Origin of the sequence: Brevibacillus choshinensis (assembly GCF_016811915.1) — a bacterium.
GTDB lineage: Bacteria > Bacillota > Bacilli > Brevibacillales > Brevibacillaceae > Brevibacillus > Brevibacillus choshinensis_A.
In genome coordinates this window covers 3,568,621-3,592,883 of record NZ_CP069127.1, presented here as the reverse complement: position 1 = coordinate 3,592,883, position 24,263 = coordinate 3,568,621, and the positions used below count along the sequence as shown (strand labels likewise).

27 protein-coding genes are annotated in these 24,263 nt (G+C 48.2%); 24 read left to right on the top strand and 3 right to left on the bottom strand.

The features are described from left to right. Positions 1-56 precede the first annotated feature (56 nt). The 7 genes from rplS (at position 57) to JNE38_RS18075 (ending at position 5,454) form a co-directional block, all read left to right on the top strand. The gene (gene rplS / locus JNE38_RS18105) at positions 57-404 is read left to right on the top strand and encodes a 50S ribosomal protein L19 (RefSeq protein WP_203255043.1); all 348 of its coding nucleotides are present in this window, start codon (positions 57-59) and stop codon (positions 402-404) included. Positions 405-512: 108 nt separating this feature from the next. After that, on the top strand, positions 513-1,076 hold the full coding sequence (lepB, locus tag JNE38_RS18100) for a signal peptidase I (RefSeq protein ID WP_203357623.1): 564 nt from the start codon (positions 513-515) through the stop codon (positions 1,074-1,076). Between the two features lie 35 nt (positions 1,077-1,111). Continuing rightward, a complete protein-coding gene (gene ylqF / locus JNE38_RS18095) occupies positions 1,112-2,005 on the top strand; it encodes a ribosome biogenesis GTPase YlqF (RefSeq protein WP_203255042.1) in 894 nt (297 codons plus the stop codon). A 73-nt stretch (positions 2,006-2,078) separates the two neighbouring features. Next, positions 2,079-2,855: a ribonuclease HII gene (locus JNE38_RS18090; protein ID WP_203255041.1), complete on the top strand. Its 777-nt coding sequence runs from the start codon at positions 2,079-2,081 to the stop codon at positions 2,853-2,855. Between the two features lie 39 nt (positions 2,856-2,894). Beyond that, positions 2,895-4,796 carry a hypothetical protein gene (locus JNE38_RS18085; RefSeq protein WP_203255040.1) on the top strand — a complete coding sequence of 634 codons (1,902 nt, stop codon included), beginning with the start codon at positions 2,895-2,897 and terminating at the stop codon, positions 4,794-4,796. Further along, entirely contained in the window at positions 4,793-5,086 is a 294-nt protein-coding gene (locus JNE38_RS18080; RefSeq protein ID WP_203255039.1) for an EscU/YscU/HrcU family type III secretion system export apparatus switch protein, read from the top strand. The genes JNE38_RS18085 and JNE38_RS18080 overlap by 4 nt, the downstream gene beginning before the upstream one ends. Continuing rightward, on the top strand, positions 5,083-5,454 hold the full coding sequence (locus tag JNE38_RS18075; protein WP_203255038.1) for a YraN family protein: 372 nt from the start codon (positions 5,083-5,085) through the stop codon (positions 5,452-5,454). The genes JNE38_RS18080 and JNE38_RS18075 overlap by 4 nt, the downstream gene beginning before the upstream one ends. Positions 5,455-5,648: 194 nt before the next feature. On the opposite strand, the gene JNE38_RS18070 is transcribed toward JNE38_RS18075, so the two are convergent. Beyond that, positions 5,649-6,467 (bottom strand): methyl-accepting chemotaxis protein, encoded by an 819-nt coding sequence (locus tag JNE38_RS18070; protein WP_203255037.1) that lies wholly within the window; start codon positions 6,465-6,467, stop codon positions 5,649-5,651. 217 nt (positions 6,468-6,684) lie between these two features. On the opposite strand from JNE38_RS18070, the gene JNE38_RS18065 reads away from it, so the two are divergent. The 3 genes from JNE38_RS18065 (at position 6,685) to lspA (ending at position 9,472) form a co-directional block, all read left to right on the top strand. Continuing rightward, positions 6,685-8,013, top strand: coding sequence for an Ig-like domain-containing protein (locus JNE38_RS18065; protein WP_203255036.1), 1,329 nt, complete (start codon positions 6,685-6,687; stop codon positions 8,011-8,013). Between the two features lie 151 nt (positions 8,014-8,164). After that, positions 8,165-8,881: a hypothetical protein gene (locus JNE38_RS18060; RefSeq protein ID WP_203255035.1), complete on the top strand. Its 717-nt coding sequence runs from the start codon at positions 8,165-8,167 to the stop codon at positions 8,879-8,881. A gap of 138 nt (positions 8,882-9,019) precedes the next feature. Further along, on the top strand, positions 9,020-9,472 hold the full coding sequence (gene lspA, locus JNE38_RS18055) for a signal peptidase II (protein WP_203255034.1): 453 nt from the start codon (positions 9,020-9,022) through the stop codon (positions 9,470-9,472). A 34-nt stretch (positions 9,473-9,506) separates the two neighbouring features. Here lspA and JNE38_RS18050 read toward each other — a convergent pair whose 3' ends face one another. Then, complete coding sequence (locus tag JNE38_RS18050; protein ID WP_203255033.1) at positions 9,507-9,662, bottom strand: hypothetical protein; 156 nt, start codon at positions 9,660-9,662, stop codon at positions 9,507-9,509. Positions 9,663-9,863: 201 nt separating this feature from the next. Between JNE38_RS18050 and JNE38_RS18045 the strand changes: the two genes are divergently transcribed. Further along, entirely contained in the window at positions 9,864-11,414 is a 1,551-nt protein-coding gene (locus JNE38_RS18045; RefSeq protein WP_203255032.1) for a YifB family Mg chelatase-like AAA ATPase, read from the top strand. A gap of 7 nt (positions 11,415-11,421) precedes the next feature. Here the strand turns inward: JNE38_RS18045 and JNE38_RS18040 are convergent, their stop codons facing one another. After that, on the bottom strand, positions 11,422-11,730 hold the full coding sequence (locus tag JNE38_RS18040) for a protease inhibitor I42 family protein (protein WP_203255031.1): 309 nt from the start codon (positions 11,728-11,730) through the stop codon (positions 11,422-11,424). Between the two features lie 286 nt (positions 11,731-12,016). Here JNE38_RS18040 and JNE38_RS18035 point away from each other — a divergent pair, with 286 nt between their 5' ends. The 13 genes from JNE38_RS18035 to trmFO all read left to right on the top strand — a co-directional run bounded on the left by JNE38_RS18035 (position 12,017) and on the right by trmFO (position 24,227). After that, positions 12,017-12,274, top strand: coding sequence for a hypothetical protein (locus tag JNE38_RS18035; RefSeq protein ID WP_203255030.1), 258 nt, complete (start codon positions 12,017-12,019; stop codon positions 12,272-12,274). Next, on the top strand, positions 12,274-12,996 hold the full coding sequence (locus tag JNE38_RS18030; protein WP_203255029.1) for an EAL domain-containing protein: 723 nt from the start codon (positions 12,274-12,276) through the stop codon (positions 12,994-12,996). The genes JNE38_RS18035 and JNE38_RS18030 overlap by 1 nt, the downstream gene beginning before the upstream one ends. 32 nt (positions 12,997-13,028) lie before the next feature. After that, the gene (locus JNE38_RS18025; RefSeq protein WP_203255028.1) at positions 13,029-13,385 is read left to right on the top strand and encodes a hypothetical protein; all 357 of its coding nucleotides are present in this window, start codon (positions 13,029-13,031) and stop codon (positions 13,383-13,385) included. Beyond that, a complete protein-coding gene (locus JNE38_RS18020; RefSeq protein WP_203255027.1) occupies positions 13,382-14,188 on the top strand; it encodes a GGDEF domain-containing protein in 807 nt (268 codons plus the stop codon). The genes JNE38_RS18025 and JNE38_RS18020 overlap by 4 nt, the downstream gene beginning before the upstream one ends. A gap of 151 nt (positions 14,189-14,339) precedes the next feature. Continuing rightward, entirely contained in the window at positions 14,340-14,654 is a 315-nt protein-coding gene (locus JNE38_RS18015; protein ID WP_203255026.1) for a YbjQ family protein, read from the top strand. 100 nt (positions 14,655-14,754) lie between these two features. Then, a complete protein-coding gene (locus JNE38_RS18010; RefSeq protein WP_203255025.1) occupies positions 14,755-15,087 on the top strand; it encodes an SCP2 sterol-binding domain-containing protein in 333 nt (110 codons plus the stop codon). Positions 15,088-15,173: 86 nt separating this feature from the next. Beyond that, positions 15,174-16,067 carry an AlbA family DNA-binding domain-containing protein gene (locus JNE38_RS18005; protein WP_203255024.1) on the top strand — a complete coding sequence of 298 codons (894 nt, stop codon included), beginning with the start codon at positions 15,174-15,176 and terminating at the stop codon, positions 16,065-16,067. Positions 16,068-16,108: 41 nt separating this feature from the next. After that, positions 16,109-17,170, top strand: a complete 1,062-nt coding sequence (locus JNE38_RS18000; RefSeq protein WP_203255023.1) for a hypothetical protein — start codon at positions 16,109-16,111, stop codon at positions 17,168-17,170. Between the two features lie 186 nt (positions 17,171-17,356). Beyond that, entirely contained in the window at positions 17,357-18,517 is a 1,161-nt protein-coding gene (sucC, locus tag JNE38_RS17995) for an ADP-forming succinate--CoA ligase subunit beta (protein ID WP_203255022.1), read from the top strand. 43 nt (positions 18,518-18,560) lie between these two features. Continuing rightward, positions 18,561-19,463 (top strand): succinate--CoA ligase subunit alpha, encoded by a 903-nt coding sequence (gene sucD, locus JNE38_RS17990; RefSeq protein ID WP_055746960.1) that lies wholly within the window; start codon positions 18,561-18,563, stop codon positions 19,461-19,463. A 125-nt stretch (positions 19,464-19,588) separates the two neighbouring features. Further along, positions 19,589-20,686, top strand: coding sequence for a DNA-processing protein DprA (gene dprA / locus JNE38_RS17985; protein WP_238933362.1), 1,098 nt, complete (start codon positions 19,589-19,591; stop codon positions 20,684-20,686). 108 nt (positions 20,687-20,794) lie between these two features. Then, entirely contained in the window at positions 20,795-22,873 is a 2,079-nt protein-coding gene (topA, locus tag JNE38_RS17980; RefSeq protein WP_203255020.1) for a type I DNA topoisomerase, read from the top strand. 31 nt (positions 22,874-22,904) lie between these two features. After that, positions 22,905-24,227, top strand: a complete 1,323-nt coding sequence (trmFO, locus tag JNE38_RS17975) for an FADH(2)-oxidizing methylenetetrahydrofolate--tRNA-(uracil(54)-C(5))-methyltransferase TrmFO (RefSeq protein WP_203255019.1) — start codon at positions 22,905-22,907, stop codon at positions 24,225-24,227. The last annotated feature ends 36 nt before the right edge of the window (positions 24,228-24,263 follow it).

Sequence of the window (24,263 nt, the reverse complement as noted above, 5' to 3'; positions counted from 1 at the left end):
CTGAGCCAACTATTGGTAGACGAGTAAGAACGTCTGATCGGAAGGAGGGAATTCAAATGAACCAAGTAATCCGTGAATTGGAAAAAGCGCAACTGAAACAGGACATTCCTGCGTTCCGACCTGGTGACACCGTTCGTGTACACGTAAAGGTTATCGAGGGTCAGCGTGAGCGTATTCAGCTCTTCGAAGGCGTATGCATTCGCCGTCGTGGTACTGGTATCAGCGAAACTTTCACCGCTCGTAAGATTTCTTACGGTGTAGGTGTTGAGCGTACCTTCCCATTGCACACGCCTAAGATCGAAAAGATCGAAATCGTGCGCCATGGTAAAGTGCGTCGTGCGAAACTGTACTATCTGCGTGATCGCGTGGGTAAAGCAGCTCGTATTAAAGAAATCCGTCGATAAGCGTTTGCTAACGCATAAGAAAGAGGACTGGTCTGCTAGCCAGGCCTCTTTTTTCCATTTCAGGAAGAAAAGTCTATGATGGACGAGCTAACACGGGAGGATCAGATCATGAGCGAAGAAGTTACCTCCACGCGCCCCAAGAAAAACGAGCTATGGGAATGGATCCGTGCGCTCGTCATTGCGATTATCCTAGCGTTTCTCATCCGGACCTTCCTATTTGCCCCCTTTATTGTAGAGGGCGAGTCCATGGAAACCACCTTACATAACAATGAAAAACTGGTTGTAAACAAAGCCATTTATTATTTGGGAGATCCGAAGCCAGGAGATATCATTGTGTTCCATGCGGAAAAGACACGCGACTATATCAAGCGGGTGATCGCCGTCGCAGGAGATACAGTGGAAGTCAAGAACGATCAGCTTCTGGTGAACGGAAAGGTTGTAGAAGAGCCTTATCTGGCACAACATAAAGAAGAGGCGAAAAAGCAGGGAGAGCCCTTTTTCACCAACGACTTTCCTCCTGTAATCATTCCTGCGGATCACATCTTTGTCATGGGAGACAATCGTCTGAACAGCCATGACAGCCGGGCGATCGGTCCTGTCGCGATCAGTACGGTCGTCGGACGAGCAGAATTTACATTTTGGCCGGTTGCGGACATCCGCATGACACGATAATTTTGCACGAACAGCTTCAAGGTAGGTGAGACAGCATGACAATCCAATGGTTTCCGGGCCACATGGCGAAAGCGCGCCGTCAAGTGACGGAGAAGCTAAAATTAATTGATGTGGTTATCGAATTGCTGGATGCAAGACTTCCTTTATCCAGCCGAAACCCGATGATTGACGAGATTGTCAGTGAGAAGCCGCGGCTCATTTTATTGAACAAAGCGGATCTTGCAGACGAGAGGGTAACAGATCAATGGATAGGGTATTTCCGCGGACTCGGAATTCGCACACTGCCGATTGATGCTCTGAGCGGCAAAGGGGTAACCAAGCTGCCTGAGCTATGCAAGGAGCTGGCAGGTGAAATGCTGGCGAAGCGATCAGAAAAAGGCATGCAGGGGCGTGCGATCCGCATTATGATTTTGGGCATTCCGAATGTAGGGAAGTCTTCGTTGATCAATCGGCTGTCAAAGCGCTCCGTTGCCCAGACGGGTGACCGTCCTGCCGTCACAAAGGCGCAGCAGTGGGTGAAGATGGGTGATACCCTCGAGCTGTTGGACACGCCAGGTATTTTGTGGCCCAAATTCGAAGATCAGATGGTGGGACTTAGACTTGCGGCCAGCGGCGCGATCAAGGACGAGCTCATCGACTTTACGGAAGTAGCGCTGTATGCCATCACATACATGATGCACTACTATCCGGAGCGTTTGCTGGAGCGATTCAAGCTGAAGGAATTGCCGGAAGACCGGGTCGCGATGCTGGAGGAAATCGGCAAGAAGCGAGGCTGTCTGGTATCGGGAGGAAATATCGACTACGACAAGGCGGCAGAGCTCTTTTTACGGGAGCTGCGTTCCGGAAAGCTGGGACAGGTGTCATTGGAGCGTCCGATCGATTGGGAAATGGATGAACCGATAGGCAAACCCATCTCATTGTATGAGTAAAGCGAAAGTGTAAAAAAACCGGTCTATCATTGTGGTAGGCGGTTTTTTTACGTACATAAGGAGAAATGGATCAATGAACGTAGGGGAAATGTCGATAAAGGAAATACGGGCATGGATCGAAAAATTGGACGAGCTACCTAAAGATTTCCTACAATTGTTAAAGGAAGACAAACGAGCAGGTGTCCAGGAGATTGCACGCCAGCAAGAGGCAGCGATTGCTCGCCAGGAGAAACTCGCGCTGCTCTGGACGGAAATGACGAAGTACGAGCGAGCGCTCCGAGAAAAAGGGCACGTTCATCTGTTTGGCGTGGATGAGGTCGGTCGTGGACCGTTGGCAGGACCCGTGGTAGCCGCTGCCGTTTGCTTGCCCGCGGATTTCTATTTGCCGGGCTTGAACGATTCCAAAAAGGTGCCCGTGGCAACACGTGAGGCCTATTACGAGGTCATCATGCGCGATGCGATCGCTGTAGGGATCGGAATCATCGACGCAAAGCGAATTGACTCGATAAATATTTTGAATGCTACGAAGGAAGCCATGCATCAGGCGATTGACCGTGCATCCGTAGCACCTGATGCTTGCCTGATTGACGCACTGCAGTTGACAGGACTCCGTTGTGAGCAAGTGCCAATCATCGGTGGCGATGGGAAAAGCGTTACCATCGCAGCTGCTTCCATCGTAGCCAAAGTGACGCGTGACCGATTGATGGCAGACTACGCGAAAGAATATCCACAGTATGGATTCGAAAAACATGCAGGCTACGGCACGGCAGAGCATTTGGCTGCAATCGAGCGTTTTGGAGCGACACCGATTCATCGGATGACGTTTACAGGCGTAAAAGAGCAGGCGTAATGAGCCTTGTCCTTGGTCTGGCAGGAGGTTTGATGAACCATGTTTTCCCCTTCACAGCTGATTCAATCTTTCGTGCAGCGCGCACCGGTAACCGCCCCCAAACCGGTAGAACTGACGCCAGGGCAAGTCTTTAAAGGGACGGTGGTCAAACAATACCCCGATAGCATGGCACTTGTGCAAATTGGGGGAATGCAGGTACAGGCCAAGCTGGAAGCAAAGCTTGAGCCGGGGCAAAAAGCATGGCTTCAAGTGCAGCCATCCTCAGATGTCGTCACCTTGAAGGTGCTGGATACACCAGACGAAGGATCGGGAAAAGAAGCTACCATGGAAGGACTGATGCGCTCTCTTGGTCTCCCTGAGTCAAAAGAAAGCAGAGTGATAGTCGCCGCTTTGATGAATGCGAATTTACCTGTCACAAAAGAAACCGTTCAAGCTTTCGCGACGGTAGCCACTCGTCTCGGTACAGACGATGCAACAGTGGAGGCATTCATGATGGCGGTTAAAAGGAGCTTGCCGCTGACGCCGGATACCATTGCAGGATTAAAAGCGTTCATGGCTGACAAACCGGTCAGTCAGGTGATCCAGAACTTTTTGCAGCAAGCTTCGCAATTTCTAGAGAATGAGGCAGGGGCTGCACCTTTATCACCGCAGCAAGCGGATCCTGCGCTTCGACAGCTGGTGATGAACTTGAAAGAGAGGGTCCAGGCTCTGCCGCTGACGATCTCCAATCCAGGGGAACCGGAGCAGACTGCAGGAAGGATGCAAAGCCAGGGGATTGTGACATCTGCACCGGGACAGTCCGCTCAGGCACAGAGTGGTGCAGGGAGCAGTGCCCATTCAAATTTTCCAGCCGCTAATTCCTTGCCCGAGGCCAATGCATCTGACTCCGCTCCTGCAAAAGGCGGCGAGCCAGCTGCACCAGTGGCACAAACAGCGGCCAAAGGCAATTCAGGAGCTTCACCTGTTCATTTGCCTGCTCATCAGGATATTCAGAAAAGCATCCTACAATCCGAAACCCCGCTTCCGAATGGCCGAGTTCAATCTGCTAGTGCTAACGCGGCTTCTACGGGTACGCAAGGTCTAACTACACACATCGGAAGCGTTCAGGGAGGCACTGCGCAGTCTCAAGCAGTCACTCCGTCTGGTGTTCTTCCTGCTTCTGGTGGGGTTCAACCATCTATCGAAAGTAGGCCAGCAGGGCAAGTAGAGCAGGCCAATGTGGCATCACAAAGATCGGCTTCACTTTTGCCACACGCGAACACTGCTGCGCAGACGATTACTCCAGGCACGAATCCCATCCAAGCCCTGTTCCGGCAAATGGGAATCGCACATGAGCACGAGTTGATGGGTCAGACGCTATCAGGGGCCGCAGCGGCAGATCCTAGTGTACAGAAGCAAATGGATTCGGTAAAATCGATGCTCATGCAGCTCACACAAGCGCCATCCCACACGGTACCGGCTGGCTTGCGTGAAGCGGCAGACCAGCTTTTGCAGCAAGTGACGGGCCAGCAATTGATGATGCTCCAGCCAACCAATCAGGCGTTATCCCAAATCGTCATGCAAATTCCCATCCGATTGGCACAGGGCGAGGAAACCGCTTATGTCCAGATCGAGTCAAAGAAAAAGGGAGGCGGGCAAGTAGATGCAGAAAATTGTCGCCTGTTCTTCCATTTGGAACTAAAGCAGATGGGTACAACCATGATCGATGTGAGTATCGTGAACCGAATAGTCAATTTGCAAATCTTCAACGACCTGCCATGGGTCGATCCGTTTATTCAAGGAATGAAGGGTGGATTTGCTGAGCAATTGCATGAAGTGGGATACCATTTGTCAGCTGTCCGTGTGCAGCCCATTCCGGAGCAACGGACCAAGACATCGATGGCGGCTGGTTCAAAGGGCGCTATTCTGTCCGAATACAAAGGAGTGGATCTTCGCGTATGAGCCAGACCCCCCCTTCCGACAACAAGAGAAAACAGGCAGTTGCCCTCAAGTATCAAGCGGGTACCATAGACGCTCCGAAAGTGGTGGCAAAAGGGAAGGGTTACGTCGCTGAAAACATGCTGAAAACAGCAAGGGAGCATGAAATACCGGTTCAAGAGGACCCCTCACTCGTCGAGGTACTGGGCAAGCTGGATTTAGATCAACAAATTCCACCTGAGCTGTATCAAGTCGTTGCTGAAATTCTCGCATTCGTATATCGGATGGACAAAGGTGGAGGAGGCCAAAGATGACGGAGAGGCGGCGAGCGTTGGGACAGCGTGGAGAAGAGCTGGCGGAGAAATTCCTTTGTCAAAAGGGATACGAGATCGTCGGACGCAATGTTCGCACAAAACGTGGCGAGATCGATTTGATCGCGATTGACAATGACACACTCGTCTTCGTGGAAGTCCGTACACGCTCGAGCGTCACCTATGGTTCTGCTGCGGAATCCGTTACTTGGAAAAAACAGCAGAAGCTCAGGGAGCTTGCTTTGGATTATCTTCGGACATATTCAGCCTTCGTACCCGCATTTCGCTTTGATGTCGTAGGCATCCACTGTCCAAGAAATGGGGAGGGGAGCGAAGAAAGTAAGATCGATCATATCAAGCATGCCTTTTAAAAAACGGGCTCTTGAAACGCTTGGGAATGGGGTAATGTCTACATCAACCGCCTTGTTCCCAGCGTACTATGTACTGTACTCGACGCGATGAAACTCCTCCAAGCATCAACATGAGCTTTCCAGCACCCAGCTGGAAAGCATTTTTTTTGCAAACAAACCCCCGCATGACGGGGCAGGCGGGGAAGTGCTCTTTCTTATTTTTTGATTTCATCATTCAGTTCGGTTGCGGTACTCGCGATGTGATCAAAAGCGGCGCGGAGCTCCTGGATGCTGGCGGAATGATTTTGCGACTGAGAAGTGACGGATTGGATGGAGACGTTCATCTTCTGTATAGAATTCTCAATAAATTTCAGTTGCTTTTGAATTTCTTCCGAAGCTTCTTTGCTTTGTGAGGCCATTTTGCGGATCTCATTGGCAACGATACTGAAGCCCCTGCCGTGTTCCCCTGCACGTGCGGCTTCGATAGCAGCATTCAGACCAAGCATGTGAGATTGGGAAGCCATCTCTTTGACAAAAGACAGGACCTTAAAAATCTTTTCAATTTCTTTCGTAACGAATTGTGATTCATTCGAAACCGTCAAGATTTGTTCGTTTACGTGTATCGATGCGGAAGCGACTTGGTCTGCAGTCGCTGTAATTTCCTCTACGGTTGCTGCTAACGTGGAGGATACCGATCGAATATTCTCGATCTTGCTATTCGCCGTCAAAATGGTGAGGCACCCCACCAGATTTCCATCTTCAAAAATGGGAGTGGCTGAGGAGATATAAGGAATACCGCAAACCTCTGGTCCTTGCTCCTGGATCATTTTTTTGCCGCTTCGAATCGCTTTCTCTGTGACGGTTCCTTTGATATCGGTAATCAGCGTGCCTGGCTTGGTCTCGAGTCCCAAGGTCTCACTTGTTAAAAAGGCTATGTACTTCTCCGTGTCGGTCAATGCAACGCAGGCCTCTTCGACCTGGCTCGCCTTGATATCCTCCAGGCATGCTAACAAGGCTCCTAATTTTGGCGACATGATCAAAACTCCCCTTTTCTCTTTTTTCGGTCCTTGTTGGAACACTTACATGTGCGAGAAAATCATTATTATTTACATCGGCAAAACCGGACAAACTCATAAACAGACAAGAGTTATATAAAACAACAAATGTTTTTCAAAAAAACTGGAAAAATCATGTGACATTTTTCCACATCATCCGTCAAACATATAAAGGATAACTTTTTGGAGGTAAATCATGAAAAGAATGAAGAAAAGTATTTTTCAGACCGTTACAGTAGCTTTGGCTACGGTATGTGCGGTACATTTCGCTTTCCCAGTCAGTACGTATGCACAATCACTCACTCAGGTGAAGGCAGCGAATTCTGAGGGGTTGACCGTTAGTTCTTCCGCAATTAGCGTTGTGAAAGGAAATACACAGAGCATCAAGCTGAAGTACAATGGTCAAACGCTCGATTCCTCACGCGCGACATGGAGCTCCTCAAGTACTTCGATCGCTTCGGTATCCAGTAGTGGCGTAGTGACGGGGAAAGGAACCGGTACTGCCATCATCACGGTACGATACAGTGGAGAAACGGCGAAAGTAAGAGTGACCGTATCTGCACCGGATGAACTGAAGGCAAGCATCAAGAAAGCGACCTTGAAAAAAGGGAAAGAGCAGACGGTTGAACTGACCTTCAATGGTAAACCTCTGCAAGCGAGTAAAGCTACATGGACTACTTCCTATCCGGCTGTGGCCACTGTCAAAAGTGGTGTCATCACGGCAAAAGGGAATGGAGCGGCAATCATCACGGCAAAATACAAAGATCTTACGGTGTATGTTGAAGTGACAGTCGAGTCAAACGTTTCTGGCAAGCTGGAAGCAAGCGATTCCAAGCTAAAAATGGATAAAGGCGACGAGGAGACCATCAAGCTCAAATATGACGACGAAAGCATTTCAGGATCCAAAGCAACGTGGACCACTTCGAAATCCTCCGTGGCTACTGTCGATGACGGTGTGGTAAAGGCAAAAGGAAAAGGGACCGCTACGATTACGGCTAAGTACAAAAATGAAAAGGTCGAAATCGAAGTCACTGTTGGCGGTGGGAGCACATCGGATTTGCTCGAGGCAGACGATACAGATATCACCCTGAAAAAAGGGGATAAAGAAACCATCAAGCTGTCCTATGACGGGAAAAGCGTGAGTGCTTCTAACGCTACATGGACCACTTCCAAATCATCTGTCGCCACCGTAAGCAAAGGGGTTATCACAGCAAAAGCCAATGGTACGGCAACCATTACCGCAAAGTACAAAGGGGAAAAGGTTGAAATCGAAGTAACAGTAAAAAGCTCTGACAGCCTGGAAGCTGACGACACTTCCATTTCCGTCAAAAAAGGCAAAAAAGAAACCATCACCCTGTACTACGATGACAAAGAATTGAAAGGCTCCAAAGCAACCTGGAGCACATCGGACTCTTCGGTAGCAACTGTTAAGGATGGAGTCGTAACAGGTAAGAAAAAAGGAACCGCAACCATCACAGCGAAGTACAAAGATGAATCTGTAAAAATTAAAGTTACCGTAAAATAATACACCCCAGAGGAAAGTCCATCGGAGATGAGCATCGCAAGCTCCGATGGGCTTTTTCTTCTCAGGAACTTGAAAATACTAGTAAAAGAAATCAGCAAATGGTAATATAATAAGTGGAAAATTTTAACTAATGGAAAGAGGAGGAGTTGTGTTGAAATCATTGCTGAAACTCATGATGGCGTTTGTCATGGCGTTTGGAATTTCCTTTGTCGGCTACAGTGCTGCAGACGCATCCGAAGCATCCGATGTATCCGAAGCATCCGAAGCATCCACCACAGCAGGGCAGCTAAAGCCTGAATTTGTGGATTTTCCTAGCACGTTGGAAGTAGGGAAAAAGTACAAAATTACGGTGAATACGGATTCTGTCGGTTCGCTCGAGAGTGAAGGGAAATTCTTTTTCCTGATCTCGAACGGGGAAAAGATCGAAAGTGTAAAAACAACCTTGAGCAGAACGAAAAAATATTACACGACAACAGGCTATTTCACCCCAAAATCGGAAGGCCAGTACATACTTTTGTATGCAATCAAGCAAAAGAACGCTGCTGGTGAGGTAGTGGAAGGAAATCTTGAAAAAAGCTTTCGGACAGTAGATAAAAACAAAATCAATCTCACGGTATCTCCAAATGTTATCAACGCTCAACTGGGAGAAGAAATCCCTGTGCTCGTTACCTACAACAGCAACATCACAACAAAGTTGGAATTCAACCAAAAAGTGACGGAACTCGGATCCAGCAGAAAAAACGGCGTGTACAAGAAAGTATATCTCTGGAAGCCAGAGAAAAAAGGCGAGTACACCCTGAAGGTAAAGGCGACGCAAAGTCGTACGGACAGAGTGGAAACCAAGGAAATCACGATTGTGGTAGAATAAAGAATATCGTCAGACCCTCTCATTGAGTCACGATCATGAGGGGGTTTTTCTTTTCACATTCGACTTAGGCTCTTCGAAAAAGTGTGGGTATTCGGTACTCTAATTCCAAGTTCTCTGCAACAAGAAAGAAGGAACGTTATGTTTTTTTACGTACCAGCTATACTCGTTCTTCTCATCGACCAGCTCTCCAAGATCATCATACGGGCTACCCTTGCCGTAGGGGATACGATCTACATCGGGAGCATAAAGCTGACGCATTATGAGAATGCAGGCATGGCTTTTAGCTTATTTCAAGGGTATGCGCGACTCTTTGCCGTCGTAGCGATCTTATTTGTTCTCGGGATTTTGTATTTTCGCATGCACGAAGCACCAGTGGCCAAGCTGCTGAACCTCGCATTGGGCTTTCTAGCCGGAGGAGCGGCCGGTAACGCGATTGATCGAATCGTATTTGGACGCGTGACCGATTTCCTCGTATCCCGCTCAGGCAACGGCATCCTCAATTTCGCGGATCACGCCATTAACGTGGGCATAGTTTTGCTAGTGCTGCATGGGATAGTGCAGGTTGTGGCGAGGAGGAGAGGCAGTCGTTAGGGAGAGGCAAAAGAAAAACCAGCCAGGAAGCTGGTCATTGTTCAAAGAAATGCAATCCGACGAGAATCAATACAATGGTCAGAACAATAAGAATGGCGTTGGTGCTTATCGACAGTTCGCTATTGGTCTGGATCAGACAGATCGCTCCGACAGCCACTGAAAGCATTCCGAGGGCTCTTCTCAAACTCATGATTGTCAACTCCTTTAGCATGTCCCTTTTGCATAATGTATGAGTCATGCTGCAGGATTTAGAATGCCAATGACGAAAAACAAGCAGATTGTTGGAAGGGGGCGAATGCGTTCTCTCCATAAACCTGCTTGGGGCAATCTTAAAAAACTTGCCCACCCCCTCTATCTTTTCCTACCCTAAAAAAGAGGAGGGGATACACCCATGTATGCATGCAGCTATTCCGGCACGGTACTCGGGATCGACGGCTTACTCGTATCCGTAGAAACGGATATCGCTAATGGACTGCCGCAGTTCGATCTGGTAGGACTCGGAGGTTCTGCGGTAAAAGAAGCGCGTGACCGCGTTCGTGCAGCTCTGCGCAATGCGGGCTTCGAGTACCCGATGCAGCGCATTACGGTAAATCTCGCTCCTGCCGACCAGCGAAAAGAAGGCTCGGGCTTCGACCTCGCCATCGCGTTCGGCATTTTGCTCGCTTCCAAACAGATCACTCCGCGAACAGAACAAATCCTCATTATTGGAGAGCTCGCCCTAGATGGATCGTTGCGCCCTGTCACGGGTGTTTTGCCCATCCTGCTGGAGGCAAAGCGTAACGGCTTCACACATGTCATCCTTCCCATCCAAAATGCCCCTGAAGCCAGACTTGTCGATATCATCGTGCTGCCTTCCGCAGACTTGTCCACAGCGGTTCATTACTGGAAGCACGATTTGCGACTGGATGAAACGACCATAGAGCTCAGCCAAACAGCGTCTAGCCCCCCAAGCACCAAAAAATGCGACGATATCCCCGACTTCGCCAACGTATATGGCCAACAATTTGTCAAACGCGGACTAGAGATCGCAGCGGCAGGCTTTCACAACGTCTTGCTCGTGGGGCCACCTGGCTCTGGTAAAACGCTGCTGGCCACCTGCTTGCCCGGCATTATGCCGCAAATGACGACCGATGAATCCTATGAAGTCACGAAAATATACAGCATCGCAGGTCAGCTGACAAAAACGAGCGGCCTGATTCGGGAACGCCCTTTCCGTTCCCCGCACCACACGATTACCTCGACGGCTCTGATAGGTGGAGGTACGCAAATTCCCCGACCCGGAGAGTGCAGTCTCTCTCATGGGGGGATTCTGTTCCTCGATGAGATGCCAGAATTCTCACGCCATGTGCTGGAGGTTCTTCGGCAGCCGTTGGAAGCGGGGGTCGTAACGATTGGCAGGGCCAAGCAGGTCTTTACGTTTCCTGCCCGTTTTTTGCTGATTGGTTCGTGTAACCCTTGTCCGTGCGGTTTCTTCGGTAGCAGAGACCAGCAAGCCTGCACATGCACGCACCAACAAATCCAGAAATACCGCTCAAAGCTGTCAGGGCCTTTGTTAGACCGAATCGATCTTCACTTGGAAGTTCCACGAGTGCCTGTCCAGTTGCTCAATAGACGAACGATGGAAGAATCGTCCGCAGAGATCCGGCACAGAGTGGAGGAGGCCAGGAGAATTCAAGAGGAGAGATATGTCCATCGCCAAGGGTCACCATTTAACAGTGCTATGAATGGCAATGAACTCCGACGATATGCTTCTCTCGACAAGGAGAGTCAGGAGTTGCTGCAGCTTGCCTTTGAGACTCTTGGCCTAAGTGCGAGAGCGTATGACCGGATCGTAAAAGTAGCCCGCACGATCGCAGATTTAGGTGGCTCCGAGCAAGTGGAGGCAGCCCATATAGCAGAAGCGATCCGTTATCGGGCATTGGACAGAGGGCTCTCCATCTAATCCTTGCTCATGAAATCTGGACGATCGTAAAAGAGAAGGTTCCGCAGTCCGTATCATCCCAAGGTCGGCAATACTTCATGGCAATCGAAGTCATCCCTGGAAGGTGGGCATGAAAGGTGAGGACCTGATGTCCACTCTGACCGATGCGAGAGGGGGAAGCCGGTGGGATATATTCATTGGACACTAACGTCAAAAAACGTTGATCGAGAGGATTGGAAAAAAACCATTGATAGCCAGTAGTTGGATTAGCAGGAAAGGTAAGAGCAAACGAATGTCCGGCTGCTGCGCGAATGGAATGTGTTGTCGAATCCGCCATGGGTTTCATCCTTTCTCATGAATTCATAAGCATTGTATGTAACGGCCGAAAATGGGTGAGTGCCCATTTATCATTAACAATAGGCGCTTATGTTTACAAAATAGTGACAAAATGGTAAAGTCCTGAATTTTTCATGTGAAATTAGAATGATTTGGAAAGGGTTTTGCAAAATATTGGCGAATTAATAGGAATAAAGGCGCAAATTGTCGAACGATGTTACGAACCATCTACTTCATTTTTCCTACCAACTGGAATGGTGAGAAAACAGCAAGGGTGTTTAGGCCGAATGTTACAAGATCGCGAGACTATTTGTTTTTCTTATATTGGATCACTTCCCGGCACTTTCAAAAAGAGCAGGTTTATTTGTTGTTGCTCCTCTCTTTTGGGAGAAGCTTTTTTCTTTGTGCTTTCAGGAAGATACATTTCGCTGAACGATAAAGGTGAAAGGGTAAAAGCAACTAAGGCTTTGATTGAGAGGCAGAGCGCAGCTTTGTTATTTCATGTTCATCTTTTGATAGAAATGGGAAAGGGAAAGGAAAACTGATGGAAAGCATTGCGAAGTTATTTCAAAAAGAGGAATATTACCATGCATTTCAGCCGATATGCGACCTTCCAGGGAAAAATCGCTTAGGTTATGAAGCTCTACTCCGGAGCAAGCAGGCTGTCAACCCAGAGGCTTTGTTCCAGACAGCAAAAGAAAAGAACGAGTTGCTCGAACTCGATACTCGCTCTTTGCAATATGCGCTCTTGTCCTTCTTTCAATCGCCAGATCGGTGCACGAATGAGTTGTTGTTTGTCAATATCTTTCCTTCCACAATCGTAGAAGACTCTTTTCCGGCATTCATTCAGGGAATCGCGCGAGATTTTAAACCGTACCTGAACCAGATTGTTTTGGAAATCAACGAATCGATTATGGAAGGGAAAGTATGGAACGAACCAGTTTTTCTAGAGCGCATTGACGAACTGCGCAAAGCCGGCATTTTGATCGCGCTTGATGATGTGGGAGAAGGCACGACAACCTTCCGGAAAATACTCGAGATAGCCCCTGATTACATAAAAATCGACCGATTCTTTTCCCAGAATCTATCAGAGTCGCTGGAAAAGCAAAAAGTAGTTAGGTTGCTTGTAGAGTATTGCAAGGATGGAGCACAACTGATTCTAGAAGGAGTGGAAGAAGAGGAGGATTTTGCTTGCGCGGCATCGCTTGGGGTCGCGATTGGGCAAGGGTATTTATTCGGAAAGCCCGGTAGCTTACTAGGCGAGTAAGATTGATGCCCGGATGGAATGGAGGTATACAAATGATAGGTGATCACAATGTCTCGTCCAGGAAAGCAACCTTAACGTTGAAAATCTCTGAATTTGAAGTACCACCGATGCAGGACATGCTCATCATCGGCAGGAAAGCTCCCATTGGGCCAGAAGCAGCGAGGCGAATGGCAGAAGCGCTTTCACCAGAGCAATTTACCCTCATGAAAATGGATCATCCGAAGATTGAAGCGGTTCTTCTACGAAATTCATTACTGCAGATGATCGATGAAAAATTATTAATGAACATTATTTTGGAAGAAGCAGAGCGAATGATAAGTGATTCGATGGTTCTTCGTTCCGAATTGAAAATAGCAATGTCGGTTCAACGAGAGGTGGACTTGTTATGAAAATCTCCGAAATCATGACAACAAGCGCTGTTACCATTACATCTGACAAAAGTGTCTCTCACGCAGCCGAACAGATGAAGGAGTACAGCACAAACTATTTGGTTGTCGTGGACCACGGAGAGCTGATGGGGATTGTAACATCTCGTCATGTTGGCTCGGCACATCCCAATCGAATCGTTGCGGATGCCATGGATGAGCCGCCAATGCGAATGGCTCCAGAACGAAACATATGGGATGCACATCGCCTTCTGCATGAGGGGGAAGGGGAACTGCTGCTTGTCATGAATCAAGAAGAATGGGTTGGTGTCGTAACGAAAGAGGCCATCCAGATGAAATTGGCCGAATTTCTCGATCCTTTGACAGGATTGTACCGTGCTCCTTACATACTTGATATCGGTGAAAAATGGCTGGAGGAGAAAAAACCTTTCCATTTGATGTTTATAGATGTGAACGACTTCGGACTAATCAACAAACAGTACGGTCATCCATTTGGTGACGATGTGATCCGCAGCTTCTCCTCCCTGCTTTCTTCTTTGATGGAAGAGGACTCAGACCATGTGTGCAGGTATGCAGGTGATGAGTTTATATTGCTCACGACAGGATCGGAAGAAAAAGCACAACGATGGATGGAGGCCATCATCCAACCTGCAGAGATTTACAAAGTTACCGTCTCCGCTGCAGTTGGGCATATTGATGGATTTCGAGAACCCGATTTCTTCGCAAAAACATTACGGGATCATATCGCAAAAGCGAGCCTTTTATCTACCGATGCGAAAAAGAAAAAAACATCCCTCGCTCCGTAAACGAAGAGGGCTTGCAGGAATACTAGGGGTAGTACAAGCATACACTCAATGATGATAAGTTCTGTACTGGAGTGGAAAAATGTAACTTGTAAGGTTCCCATTCGTAAACAGAAGAGAAGCAAACAACTGAAGATTTAGGGAGGCTTTGACTATGATTATATCGACCACAAGTACGTTGCAAGGGAAAGAAATTGAGGCATATCTGGACATTGTCAGCGGTGAAGTGATTATGGGGGCTAACGTTGTTCGTGATTTTTTGGCCGGAATCACGGATATCATTGGCGGTAGAAGCGGCACGTATGAAAATAAATTGGCAGAAGGACGCGAAGTCGCGATCCGTGAAATGAAAGAAAAGGCGAGATCCCTAGGCGCCAACGCTGTGATCGGTGTGGACCTGGACTTTGAAACACTGCGAGAAGGCATGATGATGGTGATTGCGACCGGAACAGCTGTACGTGTCAAGTAAGCCGGAATTTCCGGCTTTTCTTTTTTTATTGCTCGCGGTAGGACAGAAGTTCTTTTAGAATAGTAGGGACAATAAAAGTGTAAGAAAGAGAGGGAATTGTATGACAGTCGAACAAACATTGCGCGCACTATCTGAAAAAATAAATGCCAATCCGCACGCCATTCAAGGCTTTCATGCCATTTATCACTTTTTGTTGAGCGGCGACGATGGGGGTCAGTATCAAGTGACTTTCGCAGGAAACCACGCCACCTATTCGAAAGGAACGCCGGATGAAGCGAAATGCACGTTGGAGCTGTCAGATGCGAACTTTATCAAGCTCGTGGAAGGAACGCTGAATCCGACGGCAGCCTTTATGCTGGGGAAGTTGAAAATCAATGGAGATATCGGCCATTCCCTGAAGCTGCAGACCATTTTGAACGCCTATCAATCGTAGAAAAATGACTAGTCAACCTTTCTTTGCTTACTGTAAAATATGACCAACGAACCAAGAGTAGCTAATTCAAAAGAACGAGGGGTACCATGCGCCATAATTGTTCATTTATAGCGGTCGTAGCCAGAGTGGAAGAAAAAGCGGTTCATTTTGATTTTTACCAGGAGTCGAGACGCTCACATCCCGGGCGGGAACTTCTCAAACAACAGGTTTCGTTACCCAGGCATTACTTTGATTACCTGCTTCACTCTGGAGTAATGGAAGTGGAAAGTGACCCGCCGTACAGCTCAGCAGTCATACAGCCTGCTGCTATCGGGATGAACATCCGTTCATTAGGAAGTACTGTTTTATTTGACATGTGCTTCTCCCCTCAAACGTATAAATTGTGGCAGAACACCGATGCCGTTTTGGAAGACCTTTCCCTTTCCGCTGATATATTTGAAGAATATGTGTATCGGCTTGGGGCAATCAGCAGATTTCGCTATTTGGGCAGGGTCGATGATCCTACCATCGCTACACAGCTTGGTGAAAATGACATGATTGAATTCAAACGCGACTTCCTATTGTCGAAAAACGGGATCATCAAGACGATTGTGGCGTTTGCGAATTCAAACAATGGAAATTTGTTCCTCGGAATCACAGACGAAGGCAATATTATGGGCGTCAATCACGAAATTGAGCAGTACGGGGATCCCGATAAGTACTTGCTGGCCATCACTCAATACATTCAGGATAAAACAGCACCACTTCTGTCGCCATTTCCGAAAATCACGCTAAAAAAAGTGCAGGATCTCTACGTCGTCGCCATTTTTGTGGAAGTCTCCTCAGAATTGATCTGTGGATTGGACAAGAATGGTGAAAAATATGTGGTCATCCGTACAAATAATCGTTCCGTCATCGTGAAGGACCCCCATCAGATTGGTGAAATATACGTAAAAAGAAAGCTCGGCAGTGAAATCAGCCGTCGTTTGGGACTTCTGTAGCAAGATCTGAGAGGATTGCATACATGAAGGAGGTTTGCTGCATGAAATCGTCTTTACGTGCCTATCTGTTATCCATCGTAGTTGCCTGCTCGGTCATTACCGGCTGTGCCCAGGATTCAAAGGTGACCCAAGCGGACATGAGGGAACAAATTGGTACAGAGCTGGGCTCGGTTGAAAAAGTAACGGTCATGTCTACAGATGGCCAAGAGGTCTCGCTGGAATTGCCTGAATTTTTAAAGGAGCTGCAAAATCAAGGGAAAGACCTCCAGCTATCGAGAGACCCACTGAAACAGGACGAAGTTCGTTTCACCCTGGTATTGTACAGAAAGCAGCTTGCCCCTCTGGTGGTATCAGTCGGAGAAAAGGCGAGCCAATTCGGAGAGAACACGTATCGAGGTACTGGAGCCATTACGTTCTACCAATGGGTGCATCGTTTGACCGGCAAAGGCCTTTTGCCAAGAAACAGTGAAAACATCCTGCTGAGTGCTGACGATCTGTCTCAGTCGAGAGTGTTGGAGGAAAGCGAAAAGACATTCATCCAAAGCGTTCTGCAGAAAGCAGTGCCCGAAAGCGACCACACTGTGAATCAGCACCCTTTGTATCCCAACTACAAATTGCGCATCAACTCTTCGGACAGACCGATTGATATTACGATTTTGACGCCTACGCTCATTACGATACCTTTCGGCAGGGATCAGCATTTTTACCACGTCGACGGGCAGATGTTCTCGACATTGACGGAATATTTGCTGCCGAGGGAAAAGGAAGCCCCGTCCATCGAAAAACTTTTTAAGGCAACAAAAATTCGAGTGGAAGCGACAGGTGACATGCGGGTAGACAACCTGGACTTGGATGTGACTCAAAGCACCGTCGAGCAGGGAATTGCTCATCAGGCAGTTCGCTTGCTTAAGACGGGAGTGCAGCTTGTAGACCGGCCGCAGCAAGAGATTGGGCCAGAGGAGTACAGAATTCATTTCCGGATAGGCGATAATGACCAAACCGTCATCTTTTATGCGCGTCATTTCCGAATAAACGACAAGTGGTATGCACATAATCAAGTGCAAAAAGCGATATGGAAATTACTAGAACATACGCAAAAATAAGGAACACCCTCATGAATCTGAACAATTATGGTCACGATAAAGAGAACATATGACTACCACTTTTGCGATTTTTGTCGTAGAATAGTTACTGTTGCACTGATAGTGGCGGTTAGGACTGGAACAGACATTTGTTTATGTATCAGTCATTTGGCCTGCCGATCTTTATCTGCCATAGGAGGATGGAGAATGAACATTCATGAGTATCAAGGTAAAGAGATACTTAAGCAGTACGGTGTGAAAGTTCCTGAAGGTCGCGTTGCTTTCACAGTGGATGAAGCTGTAGAAGCAGCAAAAGAACTGGGCACCCAAGTAGTTGTGGTAAAAGCGCAAATTCACGCAGGAGGACGCGGTAAAGCGGGCGGCGTGAAAGTGGCAAAAAATCTGGATGAAGCTCGTACATATGCCCAGGAAATCCTTGGCAAAGTACTGGTTACTCACCAAACAGGTCCAGAAGGTAAAGAAGTAAAGCGCCTTCTGATCGAACAAGGCTGCGACATTAAAAAAGAATACTACGTGGGTGTTGTTGTTGACCGCGCAACCGGCAGCGTAGTAATGATGGCTTCTGAAGAGGGCGGTACTGAAATTGAAGAAGTAGCTGCTCACTCTCCAGAAAAAATCTTCAAAGAAGTAATCGATCCAGTTACCGGTCTGAATGCTTTCCAAGCACGCCGTCTGGCTTACGCAATCAACATTCCAAAAGAGCAGATCAACAAAGCTGCCAAGTTCATGATGAGCTTGTACCAAGCATTTGTTGACAAAGATTGTTCGATCGCTGAAATTAACCCACTGGTAGTTACTGGCGACGGTGAAGTTATGGCACTCGATGCGAAACTGAACTTCGACAGCAACGCTCTGTATCGTCACCCTGACATCGTAGCTCTGCGCGATCTGGATGAAGAAGATGAGAAAGAAATCGAAGCTTCCAAATTTGACCTGTCCTACATCGCTCTCGATGGTAACATCGGTTGCATGGTAAACGGTGCTGGTCTGGCAATGGCTACGATGGACATCGTGAAGTTCTACGGTGGAGATCCTGCTAACTTCCTTGACGTTGGCGGCGGAGCTACTGAAGAGAAAGTAACCGAAGCGTTTAAAATCATTCTTCGCGACGAAAAAGTTAAAGGGATCTTCGTTAACATTTTCGGCGGTATCATGAAGTGTGATGTCATTGCAAACGGTGTTGTCAACGCTGCAAAACAAATCAAATTGGACAAACCGCTGGTAGTTCGTCTTGAAGGCACGAACGTTGACCTCGGTAAGAAAATCCTCAATGAGTCCGGTTTGAACATCGTAGCTGCTGAATCCATGGCAGACGGCGCTGAAAAAATCGTATCTTTGGTGAAGTAATCTAGGTAGTTGATACGTCAAAAAAAGGTGGGAATAATACGCGATGAGTATTCTCGTTAATAAAAATACAAAAGTCATTACACAAGGGATTACGGGTGCAACTGGTCTGTTCCACACTCGCGGAGCCGTTGAATACGGTACTCAAATGGTGGGCGGTGTAACACCTGGTAAGGGTGGCACTGAAGTTGACGGTATTCCAATTTTCAACACAGTGGCAGAAGCAGTAGCAAAAACTGGCGCAAATGCGTCCGTTATCTACGTAGCACCTCCTTTTGCAGCTGACGCAATCATGGAAGCGGTTGACGCTGAACTGGATCTGGTTATCTGCATTACAGAGGGTATTCCAGTTTTGGACATGGTTAAAGTGAAACGCTACATGGAAGGTAAGAAAACCCTTCTGGTAGGCCCTAACTGCCCAGGCGTAATCACTCCAGGCGAGTGCAAAATCGGTATCATGCCTGGTTACATCCATACTCCAGGTAAAGTGGGTATCGTATCCCGTTCCGGTACCTTGACGTATGAAGCAGTACACCAAACTTCCACTCGCGGCATTGGTCAATCCACTGCTGTTGGTATCGGTGGAGACCCTGTTAAAGGGATGGAATTCATCGATGTACTGAAAATGTTCAACGAAGATCCAGACACTGAAGCGGTTATCATGATTGGTGAAATCGGCGGTACAGCAGAAGAAGAAGCTGCTGAATGGATCGCAGCAAACATGAAGAAGCCAGTTGTAGGCTTCATCGGCGGACAAACTGCACCTCCAGGAAAACGCATGGGCCACGCTGGTGCGATCATTTCCGGTGGTAAAGGTACAGCTGCAGAAAAAATCGCGAAGCTCGAAGAATGTGGCGTACGCGTAGCAAAAACTCCAGCTGTTATCGGCGAAACCCTCGTTGAGGTGCTGAAAGAACGCGGCATGCTTGACAAGGTTATGAGCAAATAAGATGATTGGGGAAAAGGCGGACAAGCAATGACTTGTCTGTCTTTTCTTTTTGTGTGCCCCTCTGTCTTTCGATACAATGCACTCGAAACCACTCGTTTTTTACATGTAGATGGGGAGTGACATCGATGAAGAGAGAGGAAAGGGACTGGCTGTACTTGTTGTCCGTAGTGCCAGGTCTGGGCAGAAAACGAATTCGAGCGATTTATGAATGGTACGGATCCTTTTCCGAAGCACTAGAGGACTGGGCATCCGTTGAACAGCTTTGGAAGCTTTCCCCCATGGTTTCGAAGCATGTCCGAGACTATATAAAGGAAGAAACAGGACAAAAGCTTGTCGAAAAGAGGGACAAAGCCGATTTCCGTTACATTTGCTTTTTGGATGAAGCATTTCCGGACAAACTTCGCCATATGCCGGATAATCCCTTGACCCTGTTCGCCAAGGGTGAACTCGAGCTCTTGCACCAGCCTGCGATCGGCGTGGTTGGATCGCGCAGACCAACACCCTATGGCAGGGCGTGCTGCACACATCTGGTAAAGGAATTGAGTCAGCACGGATTGGTGATTGTATCGGGTTTGGCGCATGGGATTGACGGAGAGGCTCATCGGGCAGCCCTGCAAGTAAAGGGAAAGACCATCGGTGTTCTTGGATGCGGGATTGATCAGGTGTATCCCGCCGGGCACCGCGCGCTGTATCGCGAAATTGAGACTTTTGGCCTGATTGTATCCGAATATCCGCCAGGTACTCTGCCATTACCCGGATTCTTTCCTGAGCGAAACAGGATTATCAGCGGGCTTTCCTTGGGTATTTTAGTGGTAGAAGGCGCGGAAAGAAGCGGATCACTGGTGACTGCCGATTGTGCGCTAGAACAGGGAAGGGATGTTTTTGCCGTTCCTGGACCCATTTTTTCATTAGTGAGTGCTGGGCCGCATAACTTGATCAAACAAGGAGCAAAGCTAGTAACATCAAGTATGGATGTACTGGAGGAATGGAATCACCTTCTTCCGGTTCATGACAGAAACGTGGAGGCGGCAGCCGAAGTTCTTGATCTGGATGAGCGAGAGATAGCCGTTCTGTCAGCGCTATCGTACGAAGGGGTACACGTGGATGAATTGTCGAAGCAGCTTAGCCCTGACATTCAAGTGAGCATGCATCGCAGCCTTCTTCAATTAGAAACTAAGGGGAGGATTGTCAGCCTTCCTGGCGGGTATTTTGCCAAGCGATAGGGCGGTATGTCAGTTCCTCCGTCTTCCCTAAGTACGGCAAGTGTTTGACAAATCGGATGAGCATATTTAATAATAGGGAAGATTCCTTACTAAAAGGGGAGGAAAAAAATGGCTGACACGCTCGTAATCGTAGAATCCCCTGCGAAAGCGAAAACCATTGGAAAATACTTGGGTAGCAAATATATTGTCAAAGCTTCTATGGGTCATGTACGCGATCTCCCGAAGAGCCAAACAGGTGTAGACGTTACACGTGGCTTTGAACCCAAATACATAACCATCCGCGGCAAGGGCGACGTATTGAAAGCCCTGAAGGATGCCGCCAAAAAAGTGAAGAAAGTCTATCTGGCGGCCGACCCGGATCGCGAAGGGGAAGCTATTGCCTGGCATCTTGCACAATACTTGGGGCTGGATTTGGATCAGCCGCTTCGTGTTGTGTTTAATGAAATTACCAAGGATGCCATCAAGGAAGCTTTCAAACACCCGAGGCACATTAATATGGATTTGGTTAATGCGCAGCAGGCACGCCGCATCTTGGACAGATTGGTTGGTTACAACATCAGCCCGATTTTGTGGAAAAAAGTGCGCAAGGGCCTGAGTGCAGGTCGTGTACAATCCGTTACCGTGAAACTGATTATGGACCGAGAACGGGAAATTCAACAGTTCATTCCAGAAGAGTACTGGACAATCGCGAGCAAGCTGATAAGCAATGGCAAAGAGTTTGAAGCGAAGTTTTACGGCTATGGAGATGAAAAGATCGAGCTGAAGTCGGAAGCGGACGTTCAGGAAGTTTACAAGCGTATGGCCGATCAGCCGTACTTGGTTCAAAAAGTGACGAAACGGGAGCGCAAACGCAATCCGGCACCCCCATTTATCACCAGTTCCTTGCAACAGGAAGCAGCCCGCAAGCTGAATTTCCGTACGGCCAAGACGATGAGGATCGCTCAGGAGCTCTATGAAGGGATTGACGTCGGCAACAAGGAAGGCGCTGTCGGTCTGATCACTTACATGCGTACGGACTCCACACGCATTTCCGCAACCGCTCAAGAGGAAGCAAAAGAATACATCCTGGAGAAGTTTGGACCTGAATACATTTTGTCTGAACCGCGCACACAAGCGAAAAACGAAAATGCTCAGGATGCGCACGAGGCGATCCGTCCTACGGCTGTGATGCGGACGCCAGATGAAATCAAAGAGTTTTTGTCTCGTGATCAGCTGCGTCTTTATCGATTGATCTGGGAGCGTTTCCTCGCGAGTCAAATGTCTTCGGCTGTATTAGACACGATGAGTGTGGACATCGCTGCAGGAGAAGTGACTTTCCGTGCGACAGGCTCCAAGGTAAAGTTTCCTGGCTTTATGAAGGTATATATCGAAGGAAATGATGACGGAACAGAGGAAGAAAGCTTCCTGCCTCCGATTGAAGAAGGGCAAAGGCTCGAGCAAAAAGAGATCGAACCGTCACAGCATTTTACACAGCCGCCTCCACGATACTCCGAAGCACGTCTGGTAAAGACGCTGGAGGAAAGAGGGATCGGTCGTCCTTCTACCTACGCCCCCACCCTCGAAACCGTACAAAAACGCGGCTATGTCGCCCTCGAGGAAAAACGTTTCGTCCCCACCGAGCTAGGAGAGATCGTCATCACGCTGATGGAAGAATTTTTCCCTGAGATTCTGGATGTGGAATTTACCGCACATATGGAAAATGGCCTCGATAACATCGAAGAAGGCGTCGCGAATTGGGTTCAAGTGCTTGATGCGTTTTACGGGGACTTCGCCAAACGTGTAGCCTTTGCGGAAGAGGAAATGAAAGAAGTCGAGCTGAAGGACGAAGAATCCGATGAAAATTGCGAGCTGTGCGGACGTGTGATGGTCTACAAACTCGGTCGCTTCGGCAAGTTTCTCGCATGCTCCGGATTCCCGGAATGCCGCAATACAAAGCCGATCGTAAAAGAAACGGGAGTAAAATGCCCACATTGTGAAACCGGAGAGATCATTGAACGTAAATCTAAGAAGAGCCGTATTTTTTACGGCTGCAACCGATATCCGGAATGTGATTTTGTTTCATGGGACAAACCGATTGCCCGTCCTTGCCCGAAGTGTTCCAGCATGCTCGTGGAAAAGAAACGCAAAAAGCAAGGTGTGAGCGTTGTTTGCACCAAATGCGATTATCAGGAAGAAGCAGATTCCTGATCAGACTGATAAAGCTTGGAGGATTACCATCATGACAGAACAAAAAGCAATCACCGTAGTGGGCGCAGGGCTGGCAGGAAGTGAAGCGGCATGGCAGATCGCCGAGGCCGGTGTTCCCGTGAAACTATATGAGATGAGACCGAAAACGCAGACACCGGCGCATCATACCGACAAGTTTGCAGAGCTGGTTTGCAGCAATTCTCTCCGCGCCAATTCCTTGACGAATGCGGTTGGCGTATTAAAGGAAGAAATGCGTCGATTCAGTTCCGTGATTATTGGAGCTGCGGATCGCTGCGCCGTACCTGCTGGCGGAGCACTGGCCGTAGACCGTCATGAATTTGCGGATTACGTGACGCAAGCTGTGCGAAACCATCCGCTGGTCGAAGTAGTCTCTGAGGAAATCACTGAAATTCCAGAGGGGATTGTCGTAATCGCGACAGGCCCCCTGACTTCCCCGGCTTTGTCCGAGCAGCTCAGAAAATTGACAGGTGAGGATTACCTCTACTTTTACGATGCGGCTGCGCCGATTCTGGAAAAAGACTCCATCGACATGGAAAAAGTGTTTGTAGCCTCACGCTATGATAAAGGGGAGGCTGCCTACCTGAATTGCCCGATGTCCGAAGAGGAATTTAACCGCTTCTATGATGAGCTGATTGCGGCAGAAGCAGTTCCACTCAAGGAGTTTGAGAAAGAGGTCTTTTTTGAAGGCTGCATGCCTATCGAAGTGATGGCAAAGCGCGGACGCCAAACCATGCTTTTCGGACCGCTCAAGCCGGTGGGCCTTACGGATCCGCGTACAGGTAAAAAGCCTTATGCAGTTGTGCAGCTGCGGCAGGATAACGGAGCAGCAACGCTCTACAATATCGTAGGCTTTCAGACGCATCTGAAGTGGCCGGAACAAAAGCGTGTCTTTTCCTTGATCCCTGGTCTGGAGAATTGCGAAATCGTTCGTTACGGTGTCATGCACCGAAATACGTTCATCAACTCGCCTAAACTGCTCAAACCAACGTATCAATATAAAGACAGGGATACTTTGTTCTTCGCAGGTCAAATGACGGGTGTCGAAGGGTATGTGGAATCTGCAGCTTCCGGATTGCTCGCCGGGATCAATGCGGCTCGACTGGCAAAAGGGGAGGAACTGCTGGTCCTGCCTCCGGAGACGGTTATGGGAAGTATGGCTCGTTATATCACCACGGCAGATTCGAAGCATTTTCAGCCGATGAATGCGAATTTCGGACTTGTTCCTGAGTTGCCGGAACGGATTCGAAACAAGCGTGAGAAAAACGAAAAACTCGCTGAGCGGGCGCTAGATACAATTCAGAATTTTACACAAGAACGACACAATTTACGTTGATATCCGAATTTCGACTGTGTTACTATATAGGTGCTT

Excerpts from the sequence above, each read along its gene's own strand:
- rplS (WP_203255043.1), top strand. The coding sequence starts at position 57 with ATGAACCAAGTAATCCGTGAATTGGAAAAAGCGCAACTGAAACAGGAC.
- lepB (WP_203357623.1), top strand. The coding sequence starts at position 513 with ATGAGCGAAGAAGTTACCTCCACGCGCCCCAAGAAAAACGAGCTATGG.
- ylqF (WP_203255042.1), top strand. The coding sequence starts at position 1,112 with ATGACAATCCAATGGTTTCCGGGCCACATGGCGAAAGCGCGCCGTCAA.
- JNE38_RS18090 (WP_203255041.1), top strand. The coding sequence starts at position 2,079 with ATGAACGTAGGGGAAATGTCGATAAAGGAAATACGGGCATGGATCGAA.
- JNE38_RS18085 (WP_203255040.1), top strand. The coding sequence starts at position 2,895 with ATGTTTTCCCCTTCACAGCTGATTCAATCTTTCGTGCAGCGCGCACCG.
- JNE38_RS18080 (WP_203255039.1), top strand. The coding sequence starts at position 4,793 with ATGAGCCAGACCCCCCCTTCCGACAACAAGAGAAAACAGGCAGTTGCC.
- JNE38_RS18075 (WP_203255038.1), top strand. The coding sequence starts at position 5,083 with ATGACGGAGAGGCGGCGAGCGTTGGGACAGCGTGGAGAAGAGCTGGCG.
- JNE38_RS18070 (WP_203255037.1), bottom strand. The coding sequence starts at position 6,467 with ATGTCGCCAAAATTAGGAGCCTTGTTAGCATGCCTGGAGGATATCAAG.
- JNE38_RS18065 (WP_203255036.1), top strand. The coding sequence starts at position 6,685 with ATGAAAAGAATGAAGAAAAGTATTTTTCAGACCGTTACAGTAGCTTTG.
- lspA (WP_203255034.1), top strand. The coding sequence starts at position 9,020 with ATGTTTTTTTACGTACCAGCTATACTCGTTCTTCTCATCGACCAGCTC.
- JNE38_RS18050 (WP_203255033.1), bottom strand. The coding sequence starts at position 9,662 with ATGAGTTTGAGAAGAGCCCTCGGAATGCTTTCAGTGGCTGTCGGAGCG.
- JNE38_RS18045 (WP_203255032.1), top strand. The coding sequence starts at position 9,864 with ATGTATGCATGCAGCTATTCCGGCACGGTACTCGGGATCGACGGCTTA.
- JNE38_RS18040 (WP_203255031.1), bottom strand. The coding sequence starts at position 11,730 with ATGGCGGATTCGACAACACATTCCATTCGCGCAGCAGCCGGACATTCG.
- JNE38_RS18035 (WP_203255030.1), top strand. The coding sequence starts at position 12,017 with ATGTTACAAGATCGCGAGACTATTTGTTTTTCTTATATTGGATCACTT.
- JNE38_RS18030 (WP_203255029.1), top strand. The coding sequence starts at position 12,274 with ATGGAAAGCATTGCGAAGTTATTTCAAAAAGAGGAATATTACCATGCA.
- JNE38_RS18025 (WP_203255028.1), top strand. The coding sequence starts at position 13,029 with ATGATAGGTGATCACAATGTCTCGTCCAGGAAAGCAACCTTAACGTTG.
- JNE38_RS18020 (WP_203255027.1), top strand. The coding sequence starts at position 13,382 with ATGAAAATCTCCGAAATCATGACAACAAGCGCTGTTACCATTACATCT.
- JNE38_RS18015 (WP_203255026.1), top strand. The coding sequence starts at position 14,340 with ATGATTATATCGACCACAAGTACGTTGCAAGGGAAAGAAATTGAGGCA.
- JNE38_RS18010 (WP_203255025.1), top strand. The coding sequence starts at position 14,755 with ATGACAGTCGAACAAACATTGCGCGCACTATCTGAAAAAATAAATGCC.
- JNE38_RS18005 (WP_203255024.1), top strand. The coding sequence starts at position 15,174 with ATGCGCCATAATTGTTCATTTATAGCGGTCGTAGCCAGAGTGGAAGAA.
- JNE38_RS18000 (WP_203255023.1), top strand. The coding sequence starts at position 16,109 with ATGAAATCGTCTTTACGTGCCTATCTGTTATCCATCGTAGTTGCCTGC.
- sucC (WP_203255022.1), top strand. The coding sequence starts at position 17,357 with ATGAACATTCATGAGTATCAAGGTAAAGAGATACTTAAGCAGTACGGT.
- sucD (WP_055746960.1), top strand. The coding sequence starts at position 18,561 with ATGAGTATTCTCGTTAATAAAAATACAAAAGTCATTACACAAGGGATT.
- dprA (WP_238933362.1), top strand. The coding sequence starts at position 19,589 with ATGAAGAGAGAGGAAAGGGACTGGCTGTACTTGTTGTCCGTAGTGCCA.
- topA (WP_203255020.1), top strand. The coding sequence starts at position 20,795 with ATGGCTGACACGCTCGTAATCGTAGAATCCCCTGCGAAAGCGAAAACC.
- trmFO (WP_203255019.1), top strand. The coding sequence starts at position 22,905 with ATGACAGAACAAAAAGCAATCACCGTAGTGGGCGCAGGGCTGGCAGGA.